Consider the following 20,372-nt stretch of genomic DNA (forward strand, 5'->3'; position numbering starts at 1 on the left):
GGATGACCATGACCGAGAACACTCAGCAACCTGACCTGACGCACTGCATGGCCGACGAGCGTGTGTGTGGTACTGCTCGAACGGATTTCGAGAGAGGCGTCGAAGAGGCCTTGGCTTCGATCGCAGACTGGCGCGGACGAGAGATCCGATACGCGCCGGTGCACGGTGGCCTGCAGAACAGTAATTGGCGAATCACTGTCGAGGGCATCGACCGCCGGTACTTCTTGAAGATTCCCGGTGCCGGGAGCGAGTCGTTTGTCGATCGCGTTGCGGCGAACGAGGCCGCGATGCTGGCGGGTTCGCTGGGAATAGCTCCGGAGATGATCCTGTTCGATCATCGGACGGGAATCGAGGTGATCGAGTACATGGAAGGGTATCGCGGCTGCACAAACGGAGATCTCAAGCGTCCGGAGATCGCGTTGCAGATCGTCGACCTGTATCGGACACTGCACTCGGCCCCGCTGATGTCCCTGACGAAGACGATTTTCGACATGATCGACGAGCATCTCGATCAAGCGCGCGAACACGGCGTGATGCTTCCTGGGGACTTCGCCCTGATCGAGCGTGAGTATTACACCGCAAAGTCTGCCTTGTTGGCTTCCGGTCTGGATCTGGTTCCGTGCCATAACGATCCGATGCCGGGAAACTTCCTGTATTCGGAAGGGCATCCGCTCAAACTTGTCGACTACGAATTCGCAGCCAACAACGACAGAGCGTATGAGCTGGCGATTTTCGTCACCGAAATGTTCTTCGACGAGCGCCGGACGTTGGAACTGATAGACGCCTTTTACGGAAGCAGCGAGTGGTCCGTCGTGTCGCGTGTTCACTTGTTCGGGGCGTTGGCAGATTTCAAATGGGGCCTGTGGGGATGCATCAACAATCGACTCAATTCGGGTTGGGATTTCGACTATCACAAGTACGGAGTGTGGAAACTGATGCGTGCTCGCGCGAAGATGTCCGATCCGAGATGGGCCTTGTGGCTCGACTCGGTGTGAACGGCGCGGTTGGCCAGCCTATTTCGTATACCCACTTCGGAGGAATTGATGACGGCTCACTTTCGCGATGCGAGAACATCACGTGTCTCGCCACTCGACGCAAACGGTTACGTGCCCGAAAACGCTGCAGGACTCGACGCGCGGACACGAGATCTCATCAGGCGTAGAGCAGATGTTCTCGGCCCGGCATCGCCGTTGATGTATCGAAATCCGGTGGAAATCGTTCGAGCACAGGGACTTCGGCTCTACGATCGTGACGGTACGTCGTACCTCGACATGTACAACAATGTCGCGAGCGTGGGACACTCGCACCCCAAGGTCGTCGACGCCGTGCGTAGACAGATCGCTGAATTGAACACTCACACAAGATATCTGAACGAGGAAATTGTCCGGTACGCCGAAGATCTGGTGTCCACGTTTCCGAGTCAGCTCTCCACTGTGATGTTCACCTGTACGGGATCGGAGGCAAACGATCTTGCCCTGCGCATCGCGAGGGAAGCCACCGGGAATACCGGTGTCATCGTCACCGAAAATGCTTATCACGGAGGCACGATCAACATTGCCGCGTGCTCACCGTCGATGGGTTCCGCTGATTCGGGCGATGAACCATGGGTCCGTGTCGTGCCTTTGCCTGATCCTCGTGTCGTAGCGGACATCGACCGAGAATCCTGGTTCGCTGACCGTGTCAGAGAGTGCATCGACGGACTGAACCGCGACGGCATCGGTGTAGCCGCACTACTAGTCGACACGATATTTGCTTCCGACGGAGTATTGACCGACTCGTTCCTCACAACGGCTGTCGATCAGGTGCACCAAGCGGGTGGTCTGTTCATCGCGGACGAGGTGCAGCCGGGCTTCGGTCGGCTGGGGTCCGGTATGTGGGGGTTCGCGAGGCATGGGGTCGTCGCAGATATCGCCACCCTCGGAAAACCGATGGCCGGTGGCGTACCTCTCGCCGGGGTGGTGCTTGGTGACAATTTGGTCGAGCTGACGGCGGGCGAGCTTCGGTACTTCAACACGTTCGGTGGGAATGCCGTGTCGATTGCTGCGGCGCAGGCGGTGCTCGACGTGATTCGGGGAGAAGAGCTGATCGAGAATGCAGCAGTGATGGGGGCTCGTTTGACCGATGGGTTGCGGACGTCTGCACACCGCGACCCGCGCGTGGGTGCGATCCGTGGAGCTGGGCTGTTCGTTGGGGTAGACGTGGTCGATGCGGATTCGGGCGAGCCAGATCCGTCCGGTGCGCTCGACATTGTCAACGGATTGCGTGCACACGGTGTGTTGATCTCGGCGACAGGCAGACACGGCAATGTTCTGAAGATTCGGCCACCGCTCCCGATTTCGGCCTCGGATGTCGACGAGTTCCTCACGCGGTTCGAGATGGTGTTGGTGGCGTAACGGAGGGTCGACGCGCGTTCGGGCAGATTCTGGAACAGTGGTATCCGGCGACCACAAGGAGGCGTGAGATGACAGACGGAACTGATGACGTCTTTGTCGTGGCGTCGGTGACCGAACGGCGAACGCTCATCTCCACCCGAGTGAGGGAGTGGTGTGAGGCGGGGACCGTCGAGTCGAACCGGCCGGAGTTGTCCGATGATGTCGCGCTGCTGATCGCCGGCGGCTATGCGGACGAGTCGACGCGGTCGATCCTGGCGAACCGGCGCAGTGTCGGACGTTCGTTCCCGGAGATCGGCGGCTTCTCGGAGTTGCGGTATCTCACCGACGAGCTGGCCCGCACCAGACGTCGACTGCTCGCGACTCGCATCGGCCCTGTTCAGGTTGTCCTCGAACGACGGGTGCAGGCGCTCGAGAAGCGCGTTCAGTCGATGCGGTCGGCGATCGTGCATTCCAATCGTCACTTCGCGAGCAGTGTCCGTGCCATCCGCAAGGACCGGCGCGACGGCCTGCATCTCGACGTCGAGCAACGCGAGGCTCTCTTTGCCGGGCTCACCCGTACACCGGTTCCAGCCAAGCTGCCGGTGGGGCTCGGTGTCGTGGCCAGCAGTGGAAACGCAGCACTCGACAAACTCGCCGCCCAGTTCGGGAAGGTCCAGGGAACCGGTGTCATCGCCGATGCCGGAAGGCGCATCGCGGAAGTCCTCGACGGACTGGTCGATTCAGAACCCGAGGGACGCGCCGGTGAGTACGACGCCTTGCTTTACCTCGCCGGGAATCTGTTCGACCGGATCGAAAGCTCCAGCGCGTGGCATTCCGACCACTTCGTCATTCAACGCAACCAACTCGACCTGGCCGACGAGATCACCCAGATCGCGGTCGACACCGTCGCGCTGCGTTCGATTCTTGCGGAGTTGGACGACGCGGCTGCACTGGCACGCGACGAGGGAACCCGAGCCGGAATCGCTTCGCGCAGGGAAGCGCTCGGCGCGGTCTGGGACCAGCTGGTCGAGCGCGTGGCGGCCCTCGCGCGGATCGGTGACCTGGTCGCACGGGCCGAGGATCAGTTGAGTTCGCAGCGCGCGGTTGCGCATGCAGCGAGCCTCGACAGCCGGATCGACGACCTACTTGCGCGCTCCGGCTCACGTGAACTTTCGGCTGCAAACACGCACTACGTCGGGGATCAATTCGACGGTGTGGAAGAGCTGATGTTCGCTCACCGGGCGGCGCTTTACGGGGACATTGCACTGCTGACCTCTGGGAACGAGCGTCGGGCGCCGTAGTCAGGCCGTCGCCGGAGCTGTAAGGTCGGGGGTACTGACCGGCCACACGATCGAAGTAAAGGCCGGGATTTCGCTCAATGCTCGACCCCGATGCCGATCCGGTGATGCGGGCGTACCCGCTCGAGACAGGTCGATCATGGAAGACACCGCAAGCCGCGGCATCAATGCGTTCATTTCCGAAGCTACGCAGCGTGGGGGCAAGGCTGTCCGTCTCACGCACTCACGTCGTAATCCCGTCGAGGTGACGGGCGCTGACGGTGTCAGCCGAATCGTCCGCGTGCGTTCCAAGCTCGACGGTGACTGGCAGGCCAGGCGTCAGGACGAGTCGCTCGAGAGTGACGACACCCGCTCCGAGTTCTGGGTGTTCGTCGATCTGGCAGCAGATCCGCACGAGTTCTACATGTTGCCCTCCAACGAGGTCGCCGACGACATCCGTGCCGAGGTCGACCTGTGGATCATGGACAGCCCCGGACGTAATCGCACCGGCCATCACGCGATTCCGCGTGGGCGCGTCGTGCACGGTCACGATCGTTGGGATGCGCTGGGCTTGGCCGCGGTCAAGGATCCGAGCATTTACGTCGAGACCCCGGTTGCGACCAAGCGTAAGACGTCGCCGGTCGCCGCGAAGAAGCGTCGCGCCAGCGGTATCGAGGAGATCGAAGTCGTCGACAATCGCCTCGAGATGACAGCCGATTGCCACGGATATCGCTGGGTCGGGCGCTTCGACGAAACCACCGAGGTCGTCGAGATCATGCGCGGACCGATGGAAGGCCGCCGATTCCCAGATCCGACCGCGGCCGCAAATGCCGTCACCGGTCACATCTCAGGCGACACCGAGAGCCATGACGGTTGGTCGTTCTGGACGATCAACAACACGGCCCTCGGCGCTCATCTCAAAGCTGCCTGATCTCAGGCTCCGACTGCCGCCGACACCCGTTCGAGAGTGTCCAGTTCATTCGACGAGAGCACCAGATTCGGGGCATCCAGTAGCGCCGGGAGCTGCTCGGGCCGGCTGACGCTCGCGATCGGTGCGGTGATGCCCGGTCGAGTCAGCAACCAGGCCAGCGCGACGGTCGAGATCTCGCTGTCGTGTGCCTGCGCGATTGTCGCCAGTTCCGCGACGACGTCGAGTCCGGCGTCGCTGAAGTATCCGGCGGTCAGTCGTTCGCGGGAGCTGCCTTCGATGTCCGCGCGGGTCTTGTATTTTCCGGTCAGGAAGCCGGAAGCGAGAGCGAAGTACGGGAAGACGCTGATGTTGTTGTCGGTGGCGATCTGGGCAAGTTCGGGTTCGTACGACTTGCGGTGAACCAGGTTGTAGTGCGGTTGCAGCGCGATGGGCGCGGCGTAACCGTTCTCCTCGGTGATCCGCAGCCACTCCCGGACGCGGTCGGGGCTGTAGTTGGAGATTCCGAGATAGCGAACCTTGCCGGCGACGACCAACGCGTTGAAGGCTTCGAGCGTTTCTTCGAGCGGAGTCTGCGGGTCGTCGAAATGTGCGTAGTACAGATCGATGCAGTCCGTCTGCAGTCGCTGCAGCGACGCCTCAGCTGCGGCCGCGATGTTGTCGGCCTTCAGGCCCTTGAAATCGGGATGGCTACCCACCTTGGTGGCGACGACGATGTCGTTCTGCAGTCCCCGATCGGTGATCCATTTCCCGATGATCGTTTCGGATTCCCCGCCGGAATTGCCGGGAGCCGACGCCGTGTACGAGTCGGAGGTGTCGATGAAGTTTGCACCGGCTTCGGCGAACGAGTCGAGGATCTCGAAGGACGTCTTCTCGTCTGCTGTCCATCCGAAAGGGTTGCCGCCCAAGCTAAGTCGGAAGATGTCGAGGTCCGAATTTCCGATGATCGCCACTGTGTGGAACTCCCGTCGATGAAGGTGGTCGCTGCATCCCGCACCGTACCCTCTCACGGCGCTGGCGATGGCGCGCCCTCGCCAGGTTCGCCGAAAAATGTATCGGATCGTGATTGCCGCCGTCGGTGTTGGGTATGGCCTCAAATACTGAATTCTTCGATGGACTGCTGATAGGAGCGTCCGATGATGATTGTGGACGAAGCCACCCGCGTCGTTCGTGGTGTGGCAGACGCAACGACGACGGTGGCCGGAGCCGTCGGTGGTGGAGTGATCGGTGGAGTGACGGGCGGGATACGCGGATCGGCGGAGGGTGTCCGAGACGGAATTCGTGCGGGTAGTTCCTCGACGCCGACGGCGGTTCTCACGATGGCGGCCGTGGGTGCGGCGGGATTGGTGGAATGGCCGGTGCTCTTGGCAGTCGGCGGCACGGCCCTGGTACTCCACGAATGGGATCGCAAGAGCGGTCGGCCGGATCGCGAGGTCAAGGCGGTTGGCCGCACGAGCAAGCCGGAACAGGTAAAGAAGGAATCGAGCGGAAACTCCCACAAGGCGGCCGGCCGGTCACAGGATCGAACTCACAGTTCTTCGCACACTCGATCCACTCACTGATGTTCTCAGCGATGGCCCGGCGTGCGGTGTCGGTGGCAACTTTGCCGCCGCGCCTGGCGTTGTCGGGACTCGCGTTGGTGGGCGGTTCGACGATTCCGCGAACCGCTGTCAGTGACGTGGCGTTGCGGACCGGCACCCTCGCGTTGGCGGGTGTGGGGATGATTCCTGCAGCAGCGGGATCGATATTCGGTGCCCCGCGAATCCCAGGTTCCGCCTATGTCTCGGCGGCCGCGTCGGCGATCAATTATCAACCCCGGGTGCGTCGGCGAATCGAACAGCGCCTTGGCCGTTCGCTCACCGACTTCGCATTGGAGTCGGCGACGTCGTTCGCGGATGTTCTGACCTATGCGCCTGCGTCATTGGGCGTGGATTTCGGGCTGCGGACGATGCTGCTGCGCGAAACTCTGGCGGCGCGAAACTCTCGGCGGGTGTGGTCATTCGAACCTGGCGGTCGCGGTGCTTCCACGAGGCCTGACCCGAGTGGTCCGGGGGAGCGTTATGCCGACAGGATCGCTGGGGTTCAGCTGGCGGCCGGGGCTGCACTGGCTACCGTGTCCGCCGGCGGTGACACCGTCGCGACGAGTATCAAGGTTTCGGCGCCGCGGCCGCTTCGGATGTCGCGCGAATCATTCGCTGCTGGTGTGTCATACGGTCTGTGTCGGACGCACCACACCGCCGTTTCGGACTCTGCGGCTCTACGCATGCTCGATCGTATTGACACCGTCCTCGTCGATCCGAGCGTCCTCTTCGACGACTCGCTCCGGGTTTCCGACATACGAGAGGTGGCCGAGTCGGATCGCGTCGCAGTGTGGGAACAAGCCAGGAAAGCTCTGAACGACGGAACTGTCGGAGTGGGAAGGCACCGCATCGGCGGCGCCGAAGTGGTCGTGCGACCCGCGCGAAAAGGTCTGGCGGAAAAACTGATAGGCGAAATACGTGCGGCCGGGGTCGCAGCCGTCACGATCGACGACGACGGGCTCGGATCACTGCGAAGTGGATTCGACGAGCTCTATCCGGCGCAATCGACTGCCGAAGCCGGCCTGCGCGAGGCTCTCTCGGCGTTGGTGGCCGAGGGTCGGACAGTTGCGATCGTGTCGAGTAGGGCGATAGCGGGGCAGGCAGTGCTACGCATCGGGATTTCACCACCGAGTGGCGAGCACGTGAGTGTCGACATCCACACCGACTTGGCCGGGGCGTGGCGGGTTGTCCATGCGCTCCCGGCTGCTCGAACAGCGACGAGGCGCGGTGTCGAACTCTCCTCAGGTTCTTCGGCATTGGGTGCCTTGATCATGCTTCCGGGAGTTCGAGGGGCAGGGCCGGGGCCGGTCACGGCTGGTTCGGCCGCGGGACTGTGGACCGGATACACCCTGTCCCGATCTGTGATTCAAGCGCCCGTCCCTGTCGGTACTCCGAGCGATACCTGGCATGAGATGGACGGTGATGCTGTCGTTCGCGAACTATCCGAATCCATCCGACATACACCGCACCGTGCGGAAGCTCGTGTGCGAGCGCCCGCACGGTTCAGGTTGATCCGTGACGGATTGTCGGCGTTGCGAACAGAATTGGCGGATCCACTGACGCCTGTGTTGGCGACCGGCTCCGCTGCCAGTGCAGTCCTCGGTTCACCGGTAGACGCCGTCCTGGTCGGCTCGGTCTTGGTCGGAAATGCCGCGATGTCCGCTGTTCAACGGCTTCATTCGGAGCGGGCGGTGCAGCGGCTCTTGCGGACTCAGGAACCGGTAGCTCGGCGAGTAACCAACGACGGCACGGTCGAGACAGCGGCCGACGCGCTCGAACTCGGTGACGTCGTGGCAATCGAGTCCGGGGACATCGTGCCCGCAGATTGTCGCCTGTTGAGCGTCGAATCGCTGGAAGTCGACGAGTCGTCGTTGACGGGAGAGTCCCTGCCCGTCGACAAGCAGACCGACCCGACCCCTGGGATGCCACTGGCCGAGCGACGGTGCATGGCCTACGCAGGGACAACAGTGCTTGCCGGATCCGGTCGTGGCGTGGTCACGGCCATCGGAGCCCGAACGGTGACCAGGCGTGCCGATGTCGGTGTGTCCCGATCCGGACCTGCTGTGGGCCTGACCAACAGACTTCGCGAACTCACGAGGGCGACTCTGCCGGCCAGTATCGGCGGTGGGGCGTTGGTGACAGTCGCGGGTCTGCTTCGTGGTACCGGTCTGCGCCGCGCCGTCACCGGAGGTGTGGCCGTAGCTGTGGCTGCCGTGCCGGAGGGGCTGCCTCTGGTTGCCACTCTGGCTCAGCAGGCCGCAGCGCGAAGGCTCACTGCAGCAGGAGTGTTGGTTCGTGCGCCACGATCGATAGAAGCGCTCGGTCGTGTCGACGTGGTCTGCTTCGACAAGACCGGAACCCTCAGCGAGAACAAGCTACGGGTGGCCGCGGTCGAACGCGTCGACGGCTGGGACGAAAGCGAGATTCTGGAAGTTGCGGCGCGCAGTGCCTTGGGAAGTCGCGACGATCGCGTGTTTCATTCGACGGATGCCGCCGTCGTCGATGCAGCCCAGCAAGCTCTGGACGATGCTTCGGTTTTCGGTGACGTCGAGGCGAACAACCTCGTTCCGTTCAGGTCGGGGCGGCCGTACTCGGCAGCTTTGCTCGGCAGGCGGATCGCACTCAAAGGTTCGCCGGAATTCGTGACCGAAGCAGGACGAGATCCGAATGCTGTGTCGGCGAAGCACGTTCAAAGCATGGCCGGACGCGGGCTGCGGGTGGTTGCCGTCGCCCAGCGCGAGTTGTCGGAACACGACGCGCGACGCGCAGGCGAAGACTCGCAATTTCTCGAACAGTGTTGCTCCGAGGGGTTGGAAGCGGTCGGCCTTCTCGGACTCTCGGACACGCTGAGACCCGAAGCAACGCAACTTGTTCGAGAACTTCGAGGCGACGGACGGCAAGTGCGCGTGCTGACCGGGGATCATCCGACAACAGCGGCCGCGGTCGCCACCGAACTGGGGTTGGACGTCGCACGCGAGGATGTTGTCACCGGTCCTGACTGGGAGAACTTCTCTCGCGCCGAAAGACGGGATGCGGTCCGCGGCAGCAGCGTCTTTGCGCGCGTGACACCCGAGCAGAAGGTCGAGATCGTGCAAGCGTTGGAGACCGACGGGCGGGTGTGCGCCATGGTCGGTGACGGCGCGAACGATGCTGCGGCGATCCGAGTTTCCAGCGTGGGAATCGGGGTGGCGTCGACTGACAGTGATCCGGCGCGCGGCGCCGCAGACATCGTGCTCCTCGACGGCCGTGTCGGCGGACTGACCGACGCATTGGACGAGGGCAGTCAATTGTGGCGGCGGGTCAGATCAGCGGTAGGGGTTTTGCTCGGAGGCAACGCGGGTGAAGTCGCATTCGCGCTGATCGGTTCTGCGTTGTCCGGCGAATCACCGCTCAACGCAAGGCAGTTGCTACTGGTCAATCTGATGACGGACGCCTTGCCCGCTGCCGCGCTTGCGGTGAGCACCCCGTCCGAGAACGGATCCGAGAAGTCCGAACAGATGGACGCTCATGCCTTGTGGCAGACGATCGCTGTCCGCGGCGGTGCCACGGCAATCGGTGCGCTGGCAGCGTGGCTTCTGGCCCGGGCGAGCGGTAGGAGGCGGCGAGCGTCGACGGTGGCGTTGGTTGCCCTGGTGGGCACCCAACTTGGGCAGACGCTGCTCGAATCACGCAGTCCGCTGGTGGTCGCAACCGTTGCCGGATCCGCTGCGGCGCTGGCGACGCTCGTCAGCACACCCGTGGTGAGCCAATTTCTCGGTTGCACGCCGCTCGGTCCCATCGCCTGGGGCCAAGCGGTGGGCTGCGCGTCGGCGGCGACGCTGCTCGCGGCGCTGGCCCCGCGGGCGTTGGAGCGGATTGCCGCAACTGAGGAGAACGCGAACGGTCAGTCGACGATTCGCAAGATCCCGACGCGAACGAGCACTGCGTACACCTCCCGAACCGGGGGAGTCAGCGCCCGCGACAGCGTGGAAATCAGCGACGTGGAAATCAAAGAAGCGGAAACCGGTGAATCGGACACGCTTGTGAGCGTCGCTGCTGGAAGTGACACGTCGCCGAACTCCCGGGCGACCCGAGATGAATCCTGAGGAATCGTGACATGTCCCAGAACACCGTCGACCACACGAACCCCGTCGATCACCGCGCGGTAGTCGAATCCGTCCGTTCGGCACGGAGCTTCGAGTTGGAGCTACCGATCGTCGGTGCCATCCCTGTTCCGAGACCCGAGCAGATCGCCTACTTTGCGGTGATGGGACTGATGGTCGCCTTCGAGATCATCGAGTGGCCGGTGGCAGTCACCATTGCAGCGGGGCATCTGCTCGCAACAGAGCAGCACAATCACGTCCTCGAAGAGATCGGAGAGGCGCTCGAGGGCGTCTGACGCAGGCGCGCCTGGACACAAATCGAGGCCTGGACACAAATCGAGCGGCCCCGCATTTCGCGGGACCGCTCGACGTGCGGAGAAACTTACTGCGCGAGTGCGCGCTTCATGCCGCGTTCGACTGCTGCGATGATCTGCGGACGCAGTTCTGCGGCAGGGACGATCTCATCCACCGAGCCGACCTCTCGGGCCCGCTGGATGTTGTGGATCGCTTCGAATTCGGATGCCACTTCGCCGAGCTTGTCGGAGCGGACGGCGATGCGCTGAGCGTTCAGTTCTACGCGCAGATGTGCTTTCTCCGTGTCATCCTTGGCTGCTGCCAAGTCTGCCTCCAGTTGCTGCACCTTCGGGTCGTTGTTGGTGCGGGTGTTCACCTCACGGGTGAAGACCACTGCGGCGGCGGGGGCGCCGCCGAGTACCGACGCGAACGAGCCTTCGACAGCAAGAACTTCCATGTTGTCGTTGAGCGCACCGGAGAACACGACGAACGCGCCGCCGTGGTAGCGGGAGACGACGCAGAACACGATCGGTCCGTCGAAGTTGACGATGGCGCGGCCGATCTCGGCGCCGTACTCGAGCTGGATGTTGCGCAGCGACTCCGGGGAACCGTCGAAGCCGGACAGGTTGGCCAGCACCACGATCGGACGGTTGCCGCTCGCAGCATTGATCGCGCGGGCAGTCTTCTTCGACGAGTTCGGGAACAGCGTTCCCGACGTCCAGGTGTCGGGACCGTCGGCGGGGAAGTGCCCCTTACGTGGGATCGCGCGGGATTCGATGCCCACCACTGTGACCGGATGTCCGGCGAGGTGCGCGTCCAGAACGACCGAGGTGTCGGCGCCGGCCATGTCGGCCCAACGCTCGAGAACAGAGTGGTCCTGGTCGACCACCGAACGCATTACGGTGCGAATGTCGAAGGGCTTCTTGCGATCCGGGTTCTTCGCCGAGGAGAAGATGTCGCCGACCGTCTCGAAGTCGCTCGACGGGTGGGTGTGCGGGAAGCTACGCACGTCGCGATCGACAGGGTCCGTCGTCGCTGCGCGGCGCGGGAACCGTTCGCCGGGAGCGAGGTACGAGTGTGCGTAGTGACGGAACAGGATCTCGCACGCCGCAGTGAGGTCGGGGGCCCAATACTGTGCCTGGCCGTTGGGGCCCATGACGCGGTCGTAACCACCGATACCGAAGTTGTCCTCGGCCGACACACCACCGGAGTAGTCGAGAGACTGCTTGCCGGTCAGCACCATCGCGCTGTCCGGGGTCATCACCAGAATGCCCTTGGTGTGCATCAACATGGTGGCTTCGGCGTTCCAGTAGGGCTGAGCGCCGACGTTGATGCCCGTGACGACGATGTTGATCTCGCCGCCGTTCTGGGTGAAGGTGATGATCCGGCGCAGGCCGCGGGAGACCCAGTCCATGTTCTCGGTGCCGCTCTCCATCGAGATGGTGGCACCCGAGGACAGTGCAAACCACTCGACCGGGGCGTTCAACTTCTCGGCCAGGTCGATGGCAGCGACCACGCGTGAGCATTCGGCCTCGGCCACGGTACCGAGCGCCTTGGTGGGGTCACCGAAGAGCGCGACACGGGTCATTCCCTCGGGATAGCGCGGCGTCGGAGTGTTCACGAGGCCGACGACGATGCCGGCCTTGTTGAGCCCGTACGGACGCTCGACAGGTGAGAGGACGCCCGCTTCGTCGAAGTCGTGCTCGACGAAGGTGCCCTTGGTGCCGGTCAGGAGCGGAATCAGCTCGTACGGGTACACCGTGCCGCGTGCCCGCGAACTCTGGACCTTCTGGGCGTACGCGTCGAGGGGGAGCAGCGGTTCAGTGGGAGGCGTGGTCTTGTTGATGACCACACCGGCACCTGCGCGGTAGGAGAATCGCAGCGCAACTTCCTTGGGCGCGCCGCCCTTTCGGTCCTTCAGGCGGGTGATGAGTGTGATCTCTTCTAGCCCGGCGCCGACGGTCAGTCGGGCTGCGTTCTGAGCGATCACGGAGAAGCGTTCGCTGGGAACGTCGGCGACCGGCCACACGTACAGCACGACGCGGTTGGCTGCCAGTCGACGCTTGTCTCCGCGCTGGGACTGCGCACGGCGGATGCCGTCGAGGCACGCGGCAAGTGTGCGCTCGATGGCCGGAAGCGCAACCATCTGGCCTTCGTCGTCGAGCTGCGGTGTCACGTCACGGATTTCCGCGAGAGCGATCAGGCGCTCGTCCTTCGGGTTCTCCTTGGCGGACAGGTGGAACAGGTAGGTGTTCTCCGGAGCCGGCAGACGCTTGCCGTTGAAGTTCTTCAGACGCCACATGTCCAGACGCTGACCCGTGAGCGGATGCATGTCGCGGATGATGTGGTCCTCGACCAGTTCGCCGTCGACGGGGCGGAAGGTGACCCACCGGACCGGATCCCCGTTCGGGTTGCAGATGATCACCGTCGCGCGGCGAGACCGTGTGATCGTCTCGTTGCGCGAGAGTTCGGTGCGCAGCGTCTCGACGAGCGCGTCGCCGTCGGCGGGCTGATCAGGCCAGTCGAGGTAGATGTCGACTACCAGCCCGCGACCGGATGGAGCATCCTGCGCGATCGTGGCGACATCGTCGAGAGCCGTACCGAGAGCGTCGAATTCGGCCACCGTCGAGACCAGATGCAGCCCGTCGCCCTTGAGGTCGAAGTTACCGGTTACGAAACGGCGGTCGACGTGCTCGAAAACGCGGACGTCTTCGAACGAGTGAATCTTGTAGTAGCGACGCGTGATGACCTCGAGCAGAGGGCCGCCATCGCGGTTGCCGAGGCCGATCTTTCGACCCAACAGGTCCAGGAGTGGTTCGGGAGTGGCGACGAGATTGGCGATTCGCTCGTCGAAATCTGCAGCGTCCGGCTGCTCTTCGAGGTAGGCGAGGTTGCCGCGTACTCCGTCGTAGACGTCTTCGCGAACTTTGCGGATGCGCGGCTCGTCGAAGAACCGGAAGCGAAGGTTGCGGGCGACGTCGCCGATGACGGGGTAGCGGACCTGCGTCGCGACGATGAGTCGATCGAGAACCTCGTTGAGCTCCTGCGCCGAGCAACCGGGAGCCTTGTCGCCGACGAGCCAGCCTTCGAGAAGTGCTGCAATGACCGGGATCTGGGCTTCCATGCGCTGCAGAGCCAGGAAGAGTCGGTACACCGCTTCCTCGACGGCCTGGCGATCTTCCAGATCGGTGACGTCGTAGTGGCGAAGTGCCCGTTCGAGTCTCGTGCGGAACGACGCCGGCAAACCTTCGCGCTCGGAGTCGAGTGAGTGCAGGAAGGTGTGGAAGTGCTCGCGGGGGCTGTGGACGGATTCGTCCTTCGCGGACTCGCCCGAGGTGGGCTTGTTGCGCGAGAGTTCGCAGATGTCGGCGAAGGTGGTCAGCACAGCCAGTTCTGCCTGGACCAGTTCGCGGTCCTCGGATTCGAGTGCGCTGCGAAGTGCGTCGTATTCGGCCAGAACAGCGTTTGCGTGCTTGCCGCTGACGTCGTAGCCACTGATCATCGCGGTCAGTGCTTCCAGCTGTGCCAATGCATCTGCGCGGGTATCGGACCCGGAAGTTGCTGCGGGAAGATCGAATTGGACTCGCGGAGCCTTCTCCGTGACAGCTTCCTCACTGACCTGGTCGACGCGCAGGAGCGGTGCGCCGGCATCGACCTGGGAGTTGACGGTAGCGAGAACCTCACGCACTTTGCCCGCATACGGAGCGCGAACCGCGGTCTCCATCTTCATGGATTCGAGCACGACCAGAGTGGATCCGGCTTCGACGTCGTCGCCGACCGCGACCGGTACTGCTACCACTACGGCGGGAGCCGGCGCGCGGACTACGCCGGCGTCGTCCTGGCTGATCTGGTGGCTGATGCCGTCGACCTCGACGAGATAGCGAGCCGGGCTCACGACGGAAACGACGTGGAAGCGGCGATCACCGATCACCAGCCGTGACTCGAAGTCACCGAGACGATCGACGTCGACCTCGATGTCTCCGGCGTCTCCGTCGACGCGGTAGCGGTGCGGGCCGATACGCCCGACGGTCAGTTTGTATGCCTGACCTTGGTAGTTGAGCTCGACGGTACGGCCGATCGCGTGATTGGCGCGTGGGCGGCCGCCACGTGCCGAGGCGAGGAAGGCCGCACGCTCGAGTGACTCCTCGGCGTCGTAAGCATCGATGGCGGTGGCGATCAGCGCGACGTCCGCGCGGCGAGTGGTGCCGGTGAGGGCGCCCGTGCGGTCGAGCCAGCCGGTATCCGCGGATGCCGAGATGACCTCGTCGCGATCGAGTAGATCGAGGAGGAACGACTTGGTGGTAGTGCCGCCGTCGAGTACGACAGTGGTTTCACGAAGGGCAGTGCGCAGACGCGCAAGTGCCTCGGAGCGGTTGCGGCCCCACGCGATGACCTTCGCGACCATCGAGTCGTAGTCGGGCGGAATGACGTCCCCGGCAGCGATGCCGGTGTCGACCCGGATGCCGGAGCCGAGCGGGAACTTGAGGAGCTGAACGGTGCCGGGTGCCGGCGCGAAATCGTTGTCGGCGTCTTCGGCGTTGAGGCGGGCTTCGACGGCGTGGCCGAATGCGGGCGGGCAGTCACCGACCAATTCGTCACCACTGGCGACCAGGATCTGCAGTTTGACGAGGTCGATTCCGGTGGTGACCTCGGTGATCGGGTGCTCGACCTGCAGGCGGGTGTTGACCTCGAGGAACGTGAAGAGCTTGTTCTCGGGCTGGTAGAGGTATTCGACCGTGCCTGCGCCCTGGTATCCGGCTGCCTTGACCAGTTCGGCGGACACCTTCTTGAGGTGGTCCGACTGTTCTTCGGTCAGGACGGGGGAGGCGGATTCTTCGATGACCTTCTGGTTGCGACGCTGAATCGAGCAGTCGCGAACGCCCGGAGCCCAGACATTGCCGTGGTTGTCGGCGATTACCTGTACCTCGACGTGGCGTGCATCGGTGACAAGGCGTTCGAGGAAGACGACGGGGTCGCCGAAGGACCGCTCTGCTTCGCCCTGCGTGCGCTCGAGTGCAACTTCGAGTTCGTCTTCGGCCCAGACCTTGCGGATACCGCGTCCGCCGCCGCCGCTTCGGGCCTTGATGATCAGGGGATATCCGATGGACTGAGCATGACGACGAGCGTCGGCGCGCGTTTCGACCGGTCCGCCGCTCCACGGGGCGACCGGTACGCCGACCTTCTCGGCCAGGATCTTGGCGGCAACCTTGTCGCCGAGCAGGCGCATCGCGTCGGCGCTCGGGCCGATGAACGTGATGCCCAGTTTCGCGACGATCTCCGCGAAGGCGGGATCCTCGGCCACGAAGCCCCAGCCGACCCAGACTGCGTCGGCCTTGGCTGCGAGCAGTGCTCGCTCGAGTTCGGCGTAGTCGAGGTACGGGCTACCGGTGCCGGTGCTGCGCAGGGTCACGCCCTCATCGGCCTGGCGGACGAACATGGCGCGGCGCTCGGCCTCGGTGTGCAGTGCAATGACGCGAATGCCGTAGTCGTGTTCGGCGTTCAGTTCGCGTACAGCCCTGATCAGCCGGACCGCGGCCTCACCTCGATTGACCACTGCGATTCGTTTGAACATTGTCACTGCCACCGTCCTTGATGAGATTCTTCGTCACGTACGTTGCGATATGAGCCGACCGTGTCCCACATACCCGGATTCCCCGGTTCGTGAACTACGCCGCGATGCGCTGTGTTTCCCCCGGTTGCGCGTCGGCAAGTGATTGCCCTTCCGGTTCGTCGAGTCCCCTGCGCTGAAGCACTGTGTGCACCGAAGCGCTGTGTGCGCTGAGACACTGTGTGCCTTGTGCGCCACCCTGCAGGCGTGGACTCAGAACCGCTCCAATCACGAATCAGCAACATATTGTGTCTGCTTCCAGGGAATCCCTGGTTTATCTAAGAATGCAGTATGTCGACGCTCATGTCACCTGGGCGAATTGAAGAATATTAGTCAACGTGAACCACGGTTACACATATGGCGTTAAATCATTGCGGTGCAATGGAATTCGGACTTGTGACACGGATCACGATGGTAATGAAATCGGCAAGAAAGTGAATACTCACTGGTAACAAAATCGCATATTCGGAGAATTCTCTGGGTTGCTCGATTATTACTGATCGGTACTACTGGCGAGTATTTTTTATGTCCGGTCGGACCGTATTCGAGAAATCGCCTTCGATGGTTGCGATGTGCTTTGCGATCGCGTCGAGTCCTGAGGGAGGGAGGTGCAATGCGTTGCCGAGAGCAAGTGAAGTCCGCTTGAAGTGCTCCACGAGTGGTTCGTATTTCGTGACCAGTCTCAGTCTGTCGGTCCCGTTCAGGTACTTCACGCTTCCCGCGTTGTCGACGAAGTCGCTGAACTTCACGAGGAACACTGCGGGATCCGCTATCGCGCGGATGACGTGATCCTGATATCCGGCGGTGGTGTTGTCGTGTGGGTAGTCGATTGGATTGGTCACTGCCTCAACAAGTTCGGAGATTCTGTGGCCGAAGCGCGAGGCGATGAGTGTGGACGCACGTTCCTGCGCTTCGGATGCGGACATGTCGTCTGCAGTCTGGCCACCGAGGAGCGCGATGACGGCGTGTGGTCGGTCCTCGACCGTGTCGTGAAGCGCGGTTGCGCTCAGGATCTCGACATCGGAGCACCCGTACCGAAGCAGCCGCAATACATTTCGTAGGGGATGAACGATGTAGGGATCCTCGTCGGACTTGATCCCGTTCTTTCTGAACTGATCGAGGTGCGCAAGGGTCGCGACCTCCATGGCGAGCCGTAGGGTTTCACCCGAGATCGCCAGCTCGTCGACGGCGCTCTCGATGGCGAAGACCAGCGTTGCAGCGTCCATCTCCTTCAGGGGCAACTGGTCGAATGCAGACCTGATCGGGTCGGAGTTGCTCATGCCAAATAGCCTTCCGGTTGGTGAGGCGTCGCGACGAATGTCCTGGTGCAGATCTGCAATCGAGCCCTGATTGACGCCGGAAATACAGGTCGAGGTCAGAATCATCTTGATTCTATCCGGCGACTACGACAGCAAGTGTTCCTAGCGTTGTCATAGAGGTGGGCGGGGAGGTTCGTTCGCCTCCATCACAGGCAAATAGGGCAGGAAGAGGTTCGATGACCACGGAGGCGACCCTGGCGTCGTTTGTCGAGACAGTTGACACGGATGTCGACACCCATCCGCTGGACGATCCTGTGCGACAAGGACTTCGCGGACATCATGCGCAATTCGCTCGCTGGGCAGGGAGAGTTGCGCGATACGACCCGACGGTCGCGCCGTTTGTCGGTCATCCGCCCGAGTTGGACGCCGAGGACTGGGAGAACCTACTCACACTCGTAGGTCCTGGCGGCACAGTAGGTTTGCGAGGATTTGATCACCGCCCGCCGGAAGGGTGGCGCGTTGTGGATCAGTTCGGCTCGGTGCAGATGGACGGATCCGCACTCGAAGTCTCCGTTGATCCGTCGGTCGAACTTCTCGGAACAGGCGACGTTCCCGAAATTCTGGCATTGATCGAGCGCACCAAGCCAGGACCGTTTCTTCCTCGTACCGTCGAGATGGGCAGTTACTACGGCATTCGCGTCGACGGAAGACTTGTTGCCATGGCGGGGGAGCGGTTGCACCCTCCGGGATGGACGGAAATCAGTGCGGTGTGCACTGACAGCGACTTTCGGGGTCGAGGCCTGGGTACGACGCTGATCCGTGCCGTCGCTGCCGGGATTCGCGAGCGCGGCGAGCTGCCATTTCTCCATGCAGTGCAATCGAATACGAATGCGATCAGACTCTACGAATCACTGGGGTTCGTTCTCCGGAAGAGATCCAGGTTGACTGCGGTGCAGGCGCCTGCCTGATCGAATTCTCGCCGACGCCTGTGTTTCGGTCGCTCGGCCACTAGTCTGAACAAATGACAGTCGATCAGGCGTTGGACAGTGATTTCCTCACTCTTGCCGATCCGTACCGCCGCGAGTTGCTGGCGCACTGCTATCGCATGATGGGGTCGATTCACGACGCCGAAGACCAGGTCCAGGAGACGTTCATCCGGGCTTGGCGCGGGTTCGACGGTTACAAGGGCCAGTCATCTCTCAGGACCTGGCTCTACCGCATCGCGACGAATACCTGCCTGACCGCGCTGGAGGGGAGATCGAGGCGTCCCCTCCCGACCGGCCTCGGCGCACCTAGTTCGGACCCGGCCGACGATTTGATCGAGCGCAACGAGATTGCCTGGTTGGAACCGATCGCCGATTCTGCGTTGGGCGACGTCAATGATCCGGCCGTCATGGTCGTCAATCGCGATTCGGTCAGGCTCGCGCTTGTTGCCGCTTTGCAGCACTTGTCCGCGCGCCAACGTGCGGTTCTGGTTCTACGTGACGTTCTGCAGTGGAAGGCGTCGGAAGTTGCGGAGGCGCTGGACACCACAACCACTGCGGTAAACAGCCTGCTGCAGCGGGCTCGCGCGCAGATCAATCACATCGGACCCACCGAGGACGATCTCGTGGAACCGACTACCGAGGCTGCCCGGAAGTTGCTTCGCGACTACGTGCACAGCTTCGAGAGCTACGACGTCGAGGCCATCGTCGAACTGTTCACGCGCGAAGCCATCTGGGAGATGCCTCCGTTCGAGGGTTGGTACCAGGGCCCCGAGGCAATCGGGCAACTCATCGGAACCAAATGCCCGGCCGACGGACCAGGAGCGATGCGCCTACTTCCGACCGCTGCGAACGGTCAGCCGGCGTTCGGCCTCTACATGCGCGAGCCCGATGGTGTTCACCGCGCTTTCCAGTTGCACGTTCTCGATGTCACCGAGTCCGGGATCTCGCACGTGACGTGTTTCTTCGATCTGAGTCTGTTCGCACGGTTCGGATTGCCTGCCGAGCTGTAGGGGCCCTGCCGAGTTGTAGGGGCAAGGAGTTGCGCGAGCCCCCCCAGTATGGAGGGACCCGCGCGACTGCTCGTTACTGCTGTTGCTGTGCGTTACTGCTGGGGAACAGTCGCAGCCGGGTCCATCCACATGACCTCCCAGACGTGATTGTCGAGGTCGCGGAATGCGCGTCCGTACATGAAGCCGTGATCCTGGGGCTCCATCCACTTGCTGCCGCCGGCAGCAATCGCCGCGTCGACGAAGGTGTCGACTTCCTCCCTGCTGTCGGCCGACACACACATCAGTGCTTCACGAGCTTTCGACGTGTCGCAGATGTCGTCGGCGATGAAGTCCCCGAAACGCGGTTCGTTCAGGAACATGACGGTGGCGGAATCGCTGACGATCATCGAGACAGTGTTCTCGTCACTGAACATGTCGTTGAACTCGAAGCCGAGGCCACTGAAGAATGCACGGGTAGCGACGACGTCCTTGACCGGCATGTTGACGAAGAGAAGACGAGACATTGGGTGCTCCTTGAACTCGGTTGACTGATTACTGAACGCTTCGGTTCCTGTTGGTTCCTGCTCATACAGACCGCAGTGGGCGCAGAAAGTCATCGCGAGAAGTAAAAATTCGAGAAAAGTATCGCCTGTTAACCGGCGTCAGTGCTCTGACCTGGCGATTTGGTGTTGTGTTGATCTTCGCGTAACTTTGTCCAGGTCAGAGCGACACGGACACCGACTCCCACCTGCGAGGGTGAGTGACACGAGGTTGTACGAAGTGCCTGACGAACACAATCCAGTTTTTCTTCACGGGGTTCCGGTTTGCGCCGGTGACTTGGTTGGGATAGGCTGGAAAAGTTGCCCCGGAGCGGCGGCCATAGGGTCGTGGTGATGGTGTGTGCGTGTTCTTTGAGAACTCAACAGTGTGTCGATGAATGTCAGTGCCAAAATTTTTTTGGTACTTCACATCCGCGAATGATCAACCGCCTCTTGGG

13 protein-coding genes are annotated in these 20,372 nt (G+C 62.5%); 9 read left to right on the forward strand and 4 right to left on the reverse strand.

The window, feature by feature from the left end:
- The first annotated feature begins 8 nt into the window (after positions 1-8).
- The 4 genes from ABH939_RS06320 to ABH939_RS06335 all read left to right on the forward strand — a co-directional run bounded on the left by ABH939_RS06320 (position 9) and on the right by ABH939_RS06335 (position 4,580).
- Entirely contained in the window at positions 9-995 is a 987-nt protein-coding gene (locus ABH939_RS06320; RefSeq protein WP_404649462.1) for a phosphotransferase, read from the forward strand.
- A gap of 48 nt (positions 996-1,043) precedes the next feature.
- A complete protein-coding gene (locus ABH939_RS06325) occupies positions 1,044-2,393 on the forward strand; it encodes an aspartate aminotransferase family protein (RefSeq protein WP_054781664.1) in 1,350 nt (449 codons plus the stop codon).
- A 68-nt stretch (positions 2,394-2,461) separates the two neighbouring features.
- Entirely contained in the window at positions 2,462-3,673 is a 1,212-nt protein-coding gene (locus ABH939_RS06330; RefSeq protein ID WP_218747554.1) for a hypothetical protein, read from the forward strand.
- Positions 3,674-3,809: 136 nt separating this feature from the next.
- Complete coding sequence (locus ABH939_RS06335) at positions 3,810-4,580, forward strand: hypothetical protein (RefSeq protein WP_404649463.1); 771 nt, start codon at positions 3,810-3,812, stop codon at positions 4,578-4,580.
- A 2-nt stretch (positions 4,581-4,582) separates the two neighbouring features.
- Here the strand turns inward: ABH939_RS06335 and ABH939_RS06340 are convergent, their stop codons facing one another.
- The gene (locus tag ABH939_RS06340; RefSeq protein WP_007732210.1) at positions 4,583-5,530 is read right to left on the reverse strand and encodes an aldo/keto reductase; all 948 of its coding nucleotides are present in this window, start codon (positions 5,528-5,530) and stop codon (positions 4,583-4,585) included.
- Positions 5,531-5,713: 183 nt separating this feature from the next.
- Between ABH939_RS06340 and ABH939_RS06345 the strand changes: the two genes are divergently transcribed.
- Genes ABH939_RS06345 through ABH939_RS06355 form a run of 3 tightly spaced genes read left to right on the forward strand, consistent with a single transcriptional unit; the run spans position 5,714 to position 10,535 of the window.
- A complete protein-coding gene (locus tag ABH939_RS06345) occupies positions 5,714-6,139 on the forward strand; it encodes a hypothetical protein (RefSeq protein WP_054825885.1) in 426 nt (141 codons plus the stop codon).
- Entirely contained in the window at positions 6,139-10,242 is a 4,104-nt protein-coding gene (locus ABH939_RS06350; protein ID WP_404649464.1) for a cation-translocating P-type ATPase, read from the forward strand. The genes ABH939_RS06345 and ABH939_RS06350 overlap by 1 nt, the downstream gene beginning before the upstream one ends.
- An 11-nt stretch (positions 10,243-10,253) precedes the next feature.
- Complete coding sequence (locus tag ABH939_RS06355; RefSeq protein ID WP_030536904.1) at positions 10,254-10,535, forward strand: hypothetical protein; 282 nt, start codon at positions 10,254-10,256, stop codon at positions 10,533-10,535.
- 86 nt (positions 10,536-10,621) lie between these two features.
- Here the strand turns inward: ABH939_RS06355 and ABH939_RS06360 are convergent, their stop codons facing one another.
- Together ABH939_RS06360 and ABH939_RS06365 are read right to left on the reverse strand one after the other, a co-directional pair.
- Positions 10,622-16,105, reverse strand: a complete 5,484-nt coding sequence (locus tag ABH939_RS06360; protein ID WP_030536903.1) for a carboxyl transferase domain-containing protein — start codon at positions 16,103-16,105, stop codon at positions 10,622-10,624.
- 542 nt (positions 16,106-16,647) lie between these two features.
- The gene (locus tag ABH939_RS06365) at positions 16,648-17,421 is read right to left on the reverse strand and encodes a hypothetical protein (protein WP_257237616.1); all 774 of its coding nucleotides are present in this window, start codon (positions 17,419-17,421) and stop codon (positions 16,648-16,650) included.
- 215 nt (positions 17,422-17,636) lie between these two features.
- On the opposite strand from ABH939_RS06365, the gene ABH939_RS06370 reads away from it, so the two are divergent.
- Both ABH939_RS06370 and ABH939_RS06375 read left to right on the forward strand, forming a co-directional pair.
- The gene (locus ABH939_RS06370; RefSeq protein WP_003945124.1) at positions 17,637-18,368 is read left to right on the forward strand and encodes a GNAT family N-acetyltransferase; all 732 of its coding nucleotides are present in this window, start codon (positions 17,637-17,639) and stop codon (positions 18,366-18,368) included.
- 53 nt (positions 18,369-18,421) lie between these two features.
- Positions 18,422-19,396, forward strand: coding sequence for a sigma-70 family RNA polymerase sigma factor (locus ABH939_RS06375; protein WP_003945115.1), 975 nt, complete (start codon positions 18,422-18,424; stop codon positions 19,394-19,396).
- Positions 19,397-19,488: 92 nt separating this feature from the next.
- Here the strand turns inward: ABH939_RS06375 and ABH939_RS06380 are convergent, their stop codons facing one another.
- Positions 19,489-19,899, reverse strand: a complete 411-nt coding sequence (locus tag ABH939_RS06380; protein ID WP_042923411.1) for a VOC family protein — start codon at positions 19,897-19,899, stop codon at positions 19,489-19,491.
- Positions 19,900-20,372 lie beyond the last annotated feature (473 nt).

The organism is Rhodococcus sp. 27YEA6, assembly GCF_044908235.1.
Classification (GTDB): Bacteria; Actinomycetota; Actinomycetes; order Mycobacteriales; family Mycobacteriaceae; genus Rhodococcus_F; species Rhodococcus_F qingshengii.

Excerpts from the sequence above, each read along its gene's own strand:
- ABH939_RS06320 (WP_404649462.1), top strand. The coding sequence starts at position 9 with ATGACCGAGAACACTCAGCAACCTGACCTGACGCACTGCATGGCCGAC.
- ABH939_RS06365 (WP_257237616.1), bottom strand. The coding sequence starts at position 17,421 with ATGAGCAACTCCGACCCGATCAGGTCTGCATTCGACCAGTTGCCCCTG.
- ABH939_RS06350 (WP_404649464.1), top strand. The coding sequence starts at position 6,139 with ATGTTCTCAGCGATGGCCCGGCGTGCGGTGTCGGTGGCAACTTTGCCG.
- ABH939_RS06325 (WP_054781664.1), top strand. The coding sequence starts at position 1,044 with ATGACGGCTCACTTTCGCGATGCGAGAACATCACGTGTCTCGCCACTC.
- ABH939_RS06335 (WP_404649463.1), top strand. The coding sequence starts at position 3,810 with ATGGAAGACACCGCAAGCCGCGGCATCAATGCGTTCATTTCCGAAGCT.
- ABH939_RS06345 (WP_054825885.1), top strand. The coding sequence starts at position 5,714 with ATGATGATTGTGGACGAAGCCACCCGCGTCGTTCGTGGTGTGGCAGAC.
- ABH939_RS06355 (WP_030536904.1), top strand. The coding sequence starts at position 10,254 with ATGTCCCAGAACACCGTCGACCACACGAACCCCGTCGATCACCGCGCG.
- ABH939_RS06375 (WP_003945115.1), top strand. The coding sequence starts at position 18,422 with ATGACAGTCGATCAGGCGTTGGACAGTGATTTCCTCACTCTTGCCGAT.
- ABH939_RS06370 (WP_003945124.1), top strand. The coding sequence starts at position 17,637 with ATGACCACGGAGGCGACCCTGGCGTCGTTTGTCGAGACAGTTGACACG.
- ABH939_RS06330 (WP_218747554.1), top strand. The coding sequence starts at position 2,462 with ATGACAGACGGAACTGATGACGTCTTTGTCGTGGCGTCGGTGACCGAA.
- ABH939_RS06380 (WP_042923411.1), bottom strand. The coding sequence starts at position 19,899 with ATGTCTCGTCTTCTCTTCGTCAACATGCCGGTCAAGGACGTCGTCGCT.
- ABH939_RS06360 (WP_030536903.1), bottom strand. The coding sequence starts at position 16,105 with ATGTTCAAACGAATCGCAGTGGTCAATCGAGGTGAGGCCGCGGTCCGG.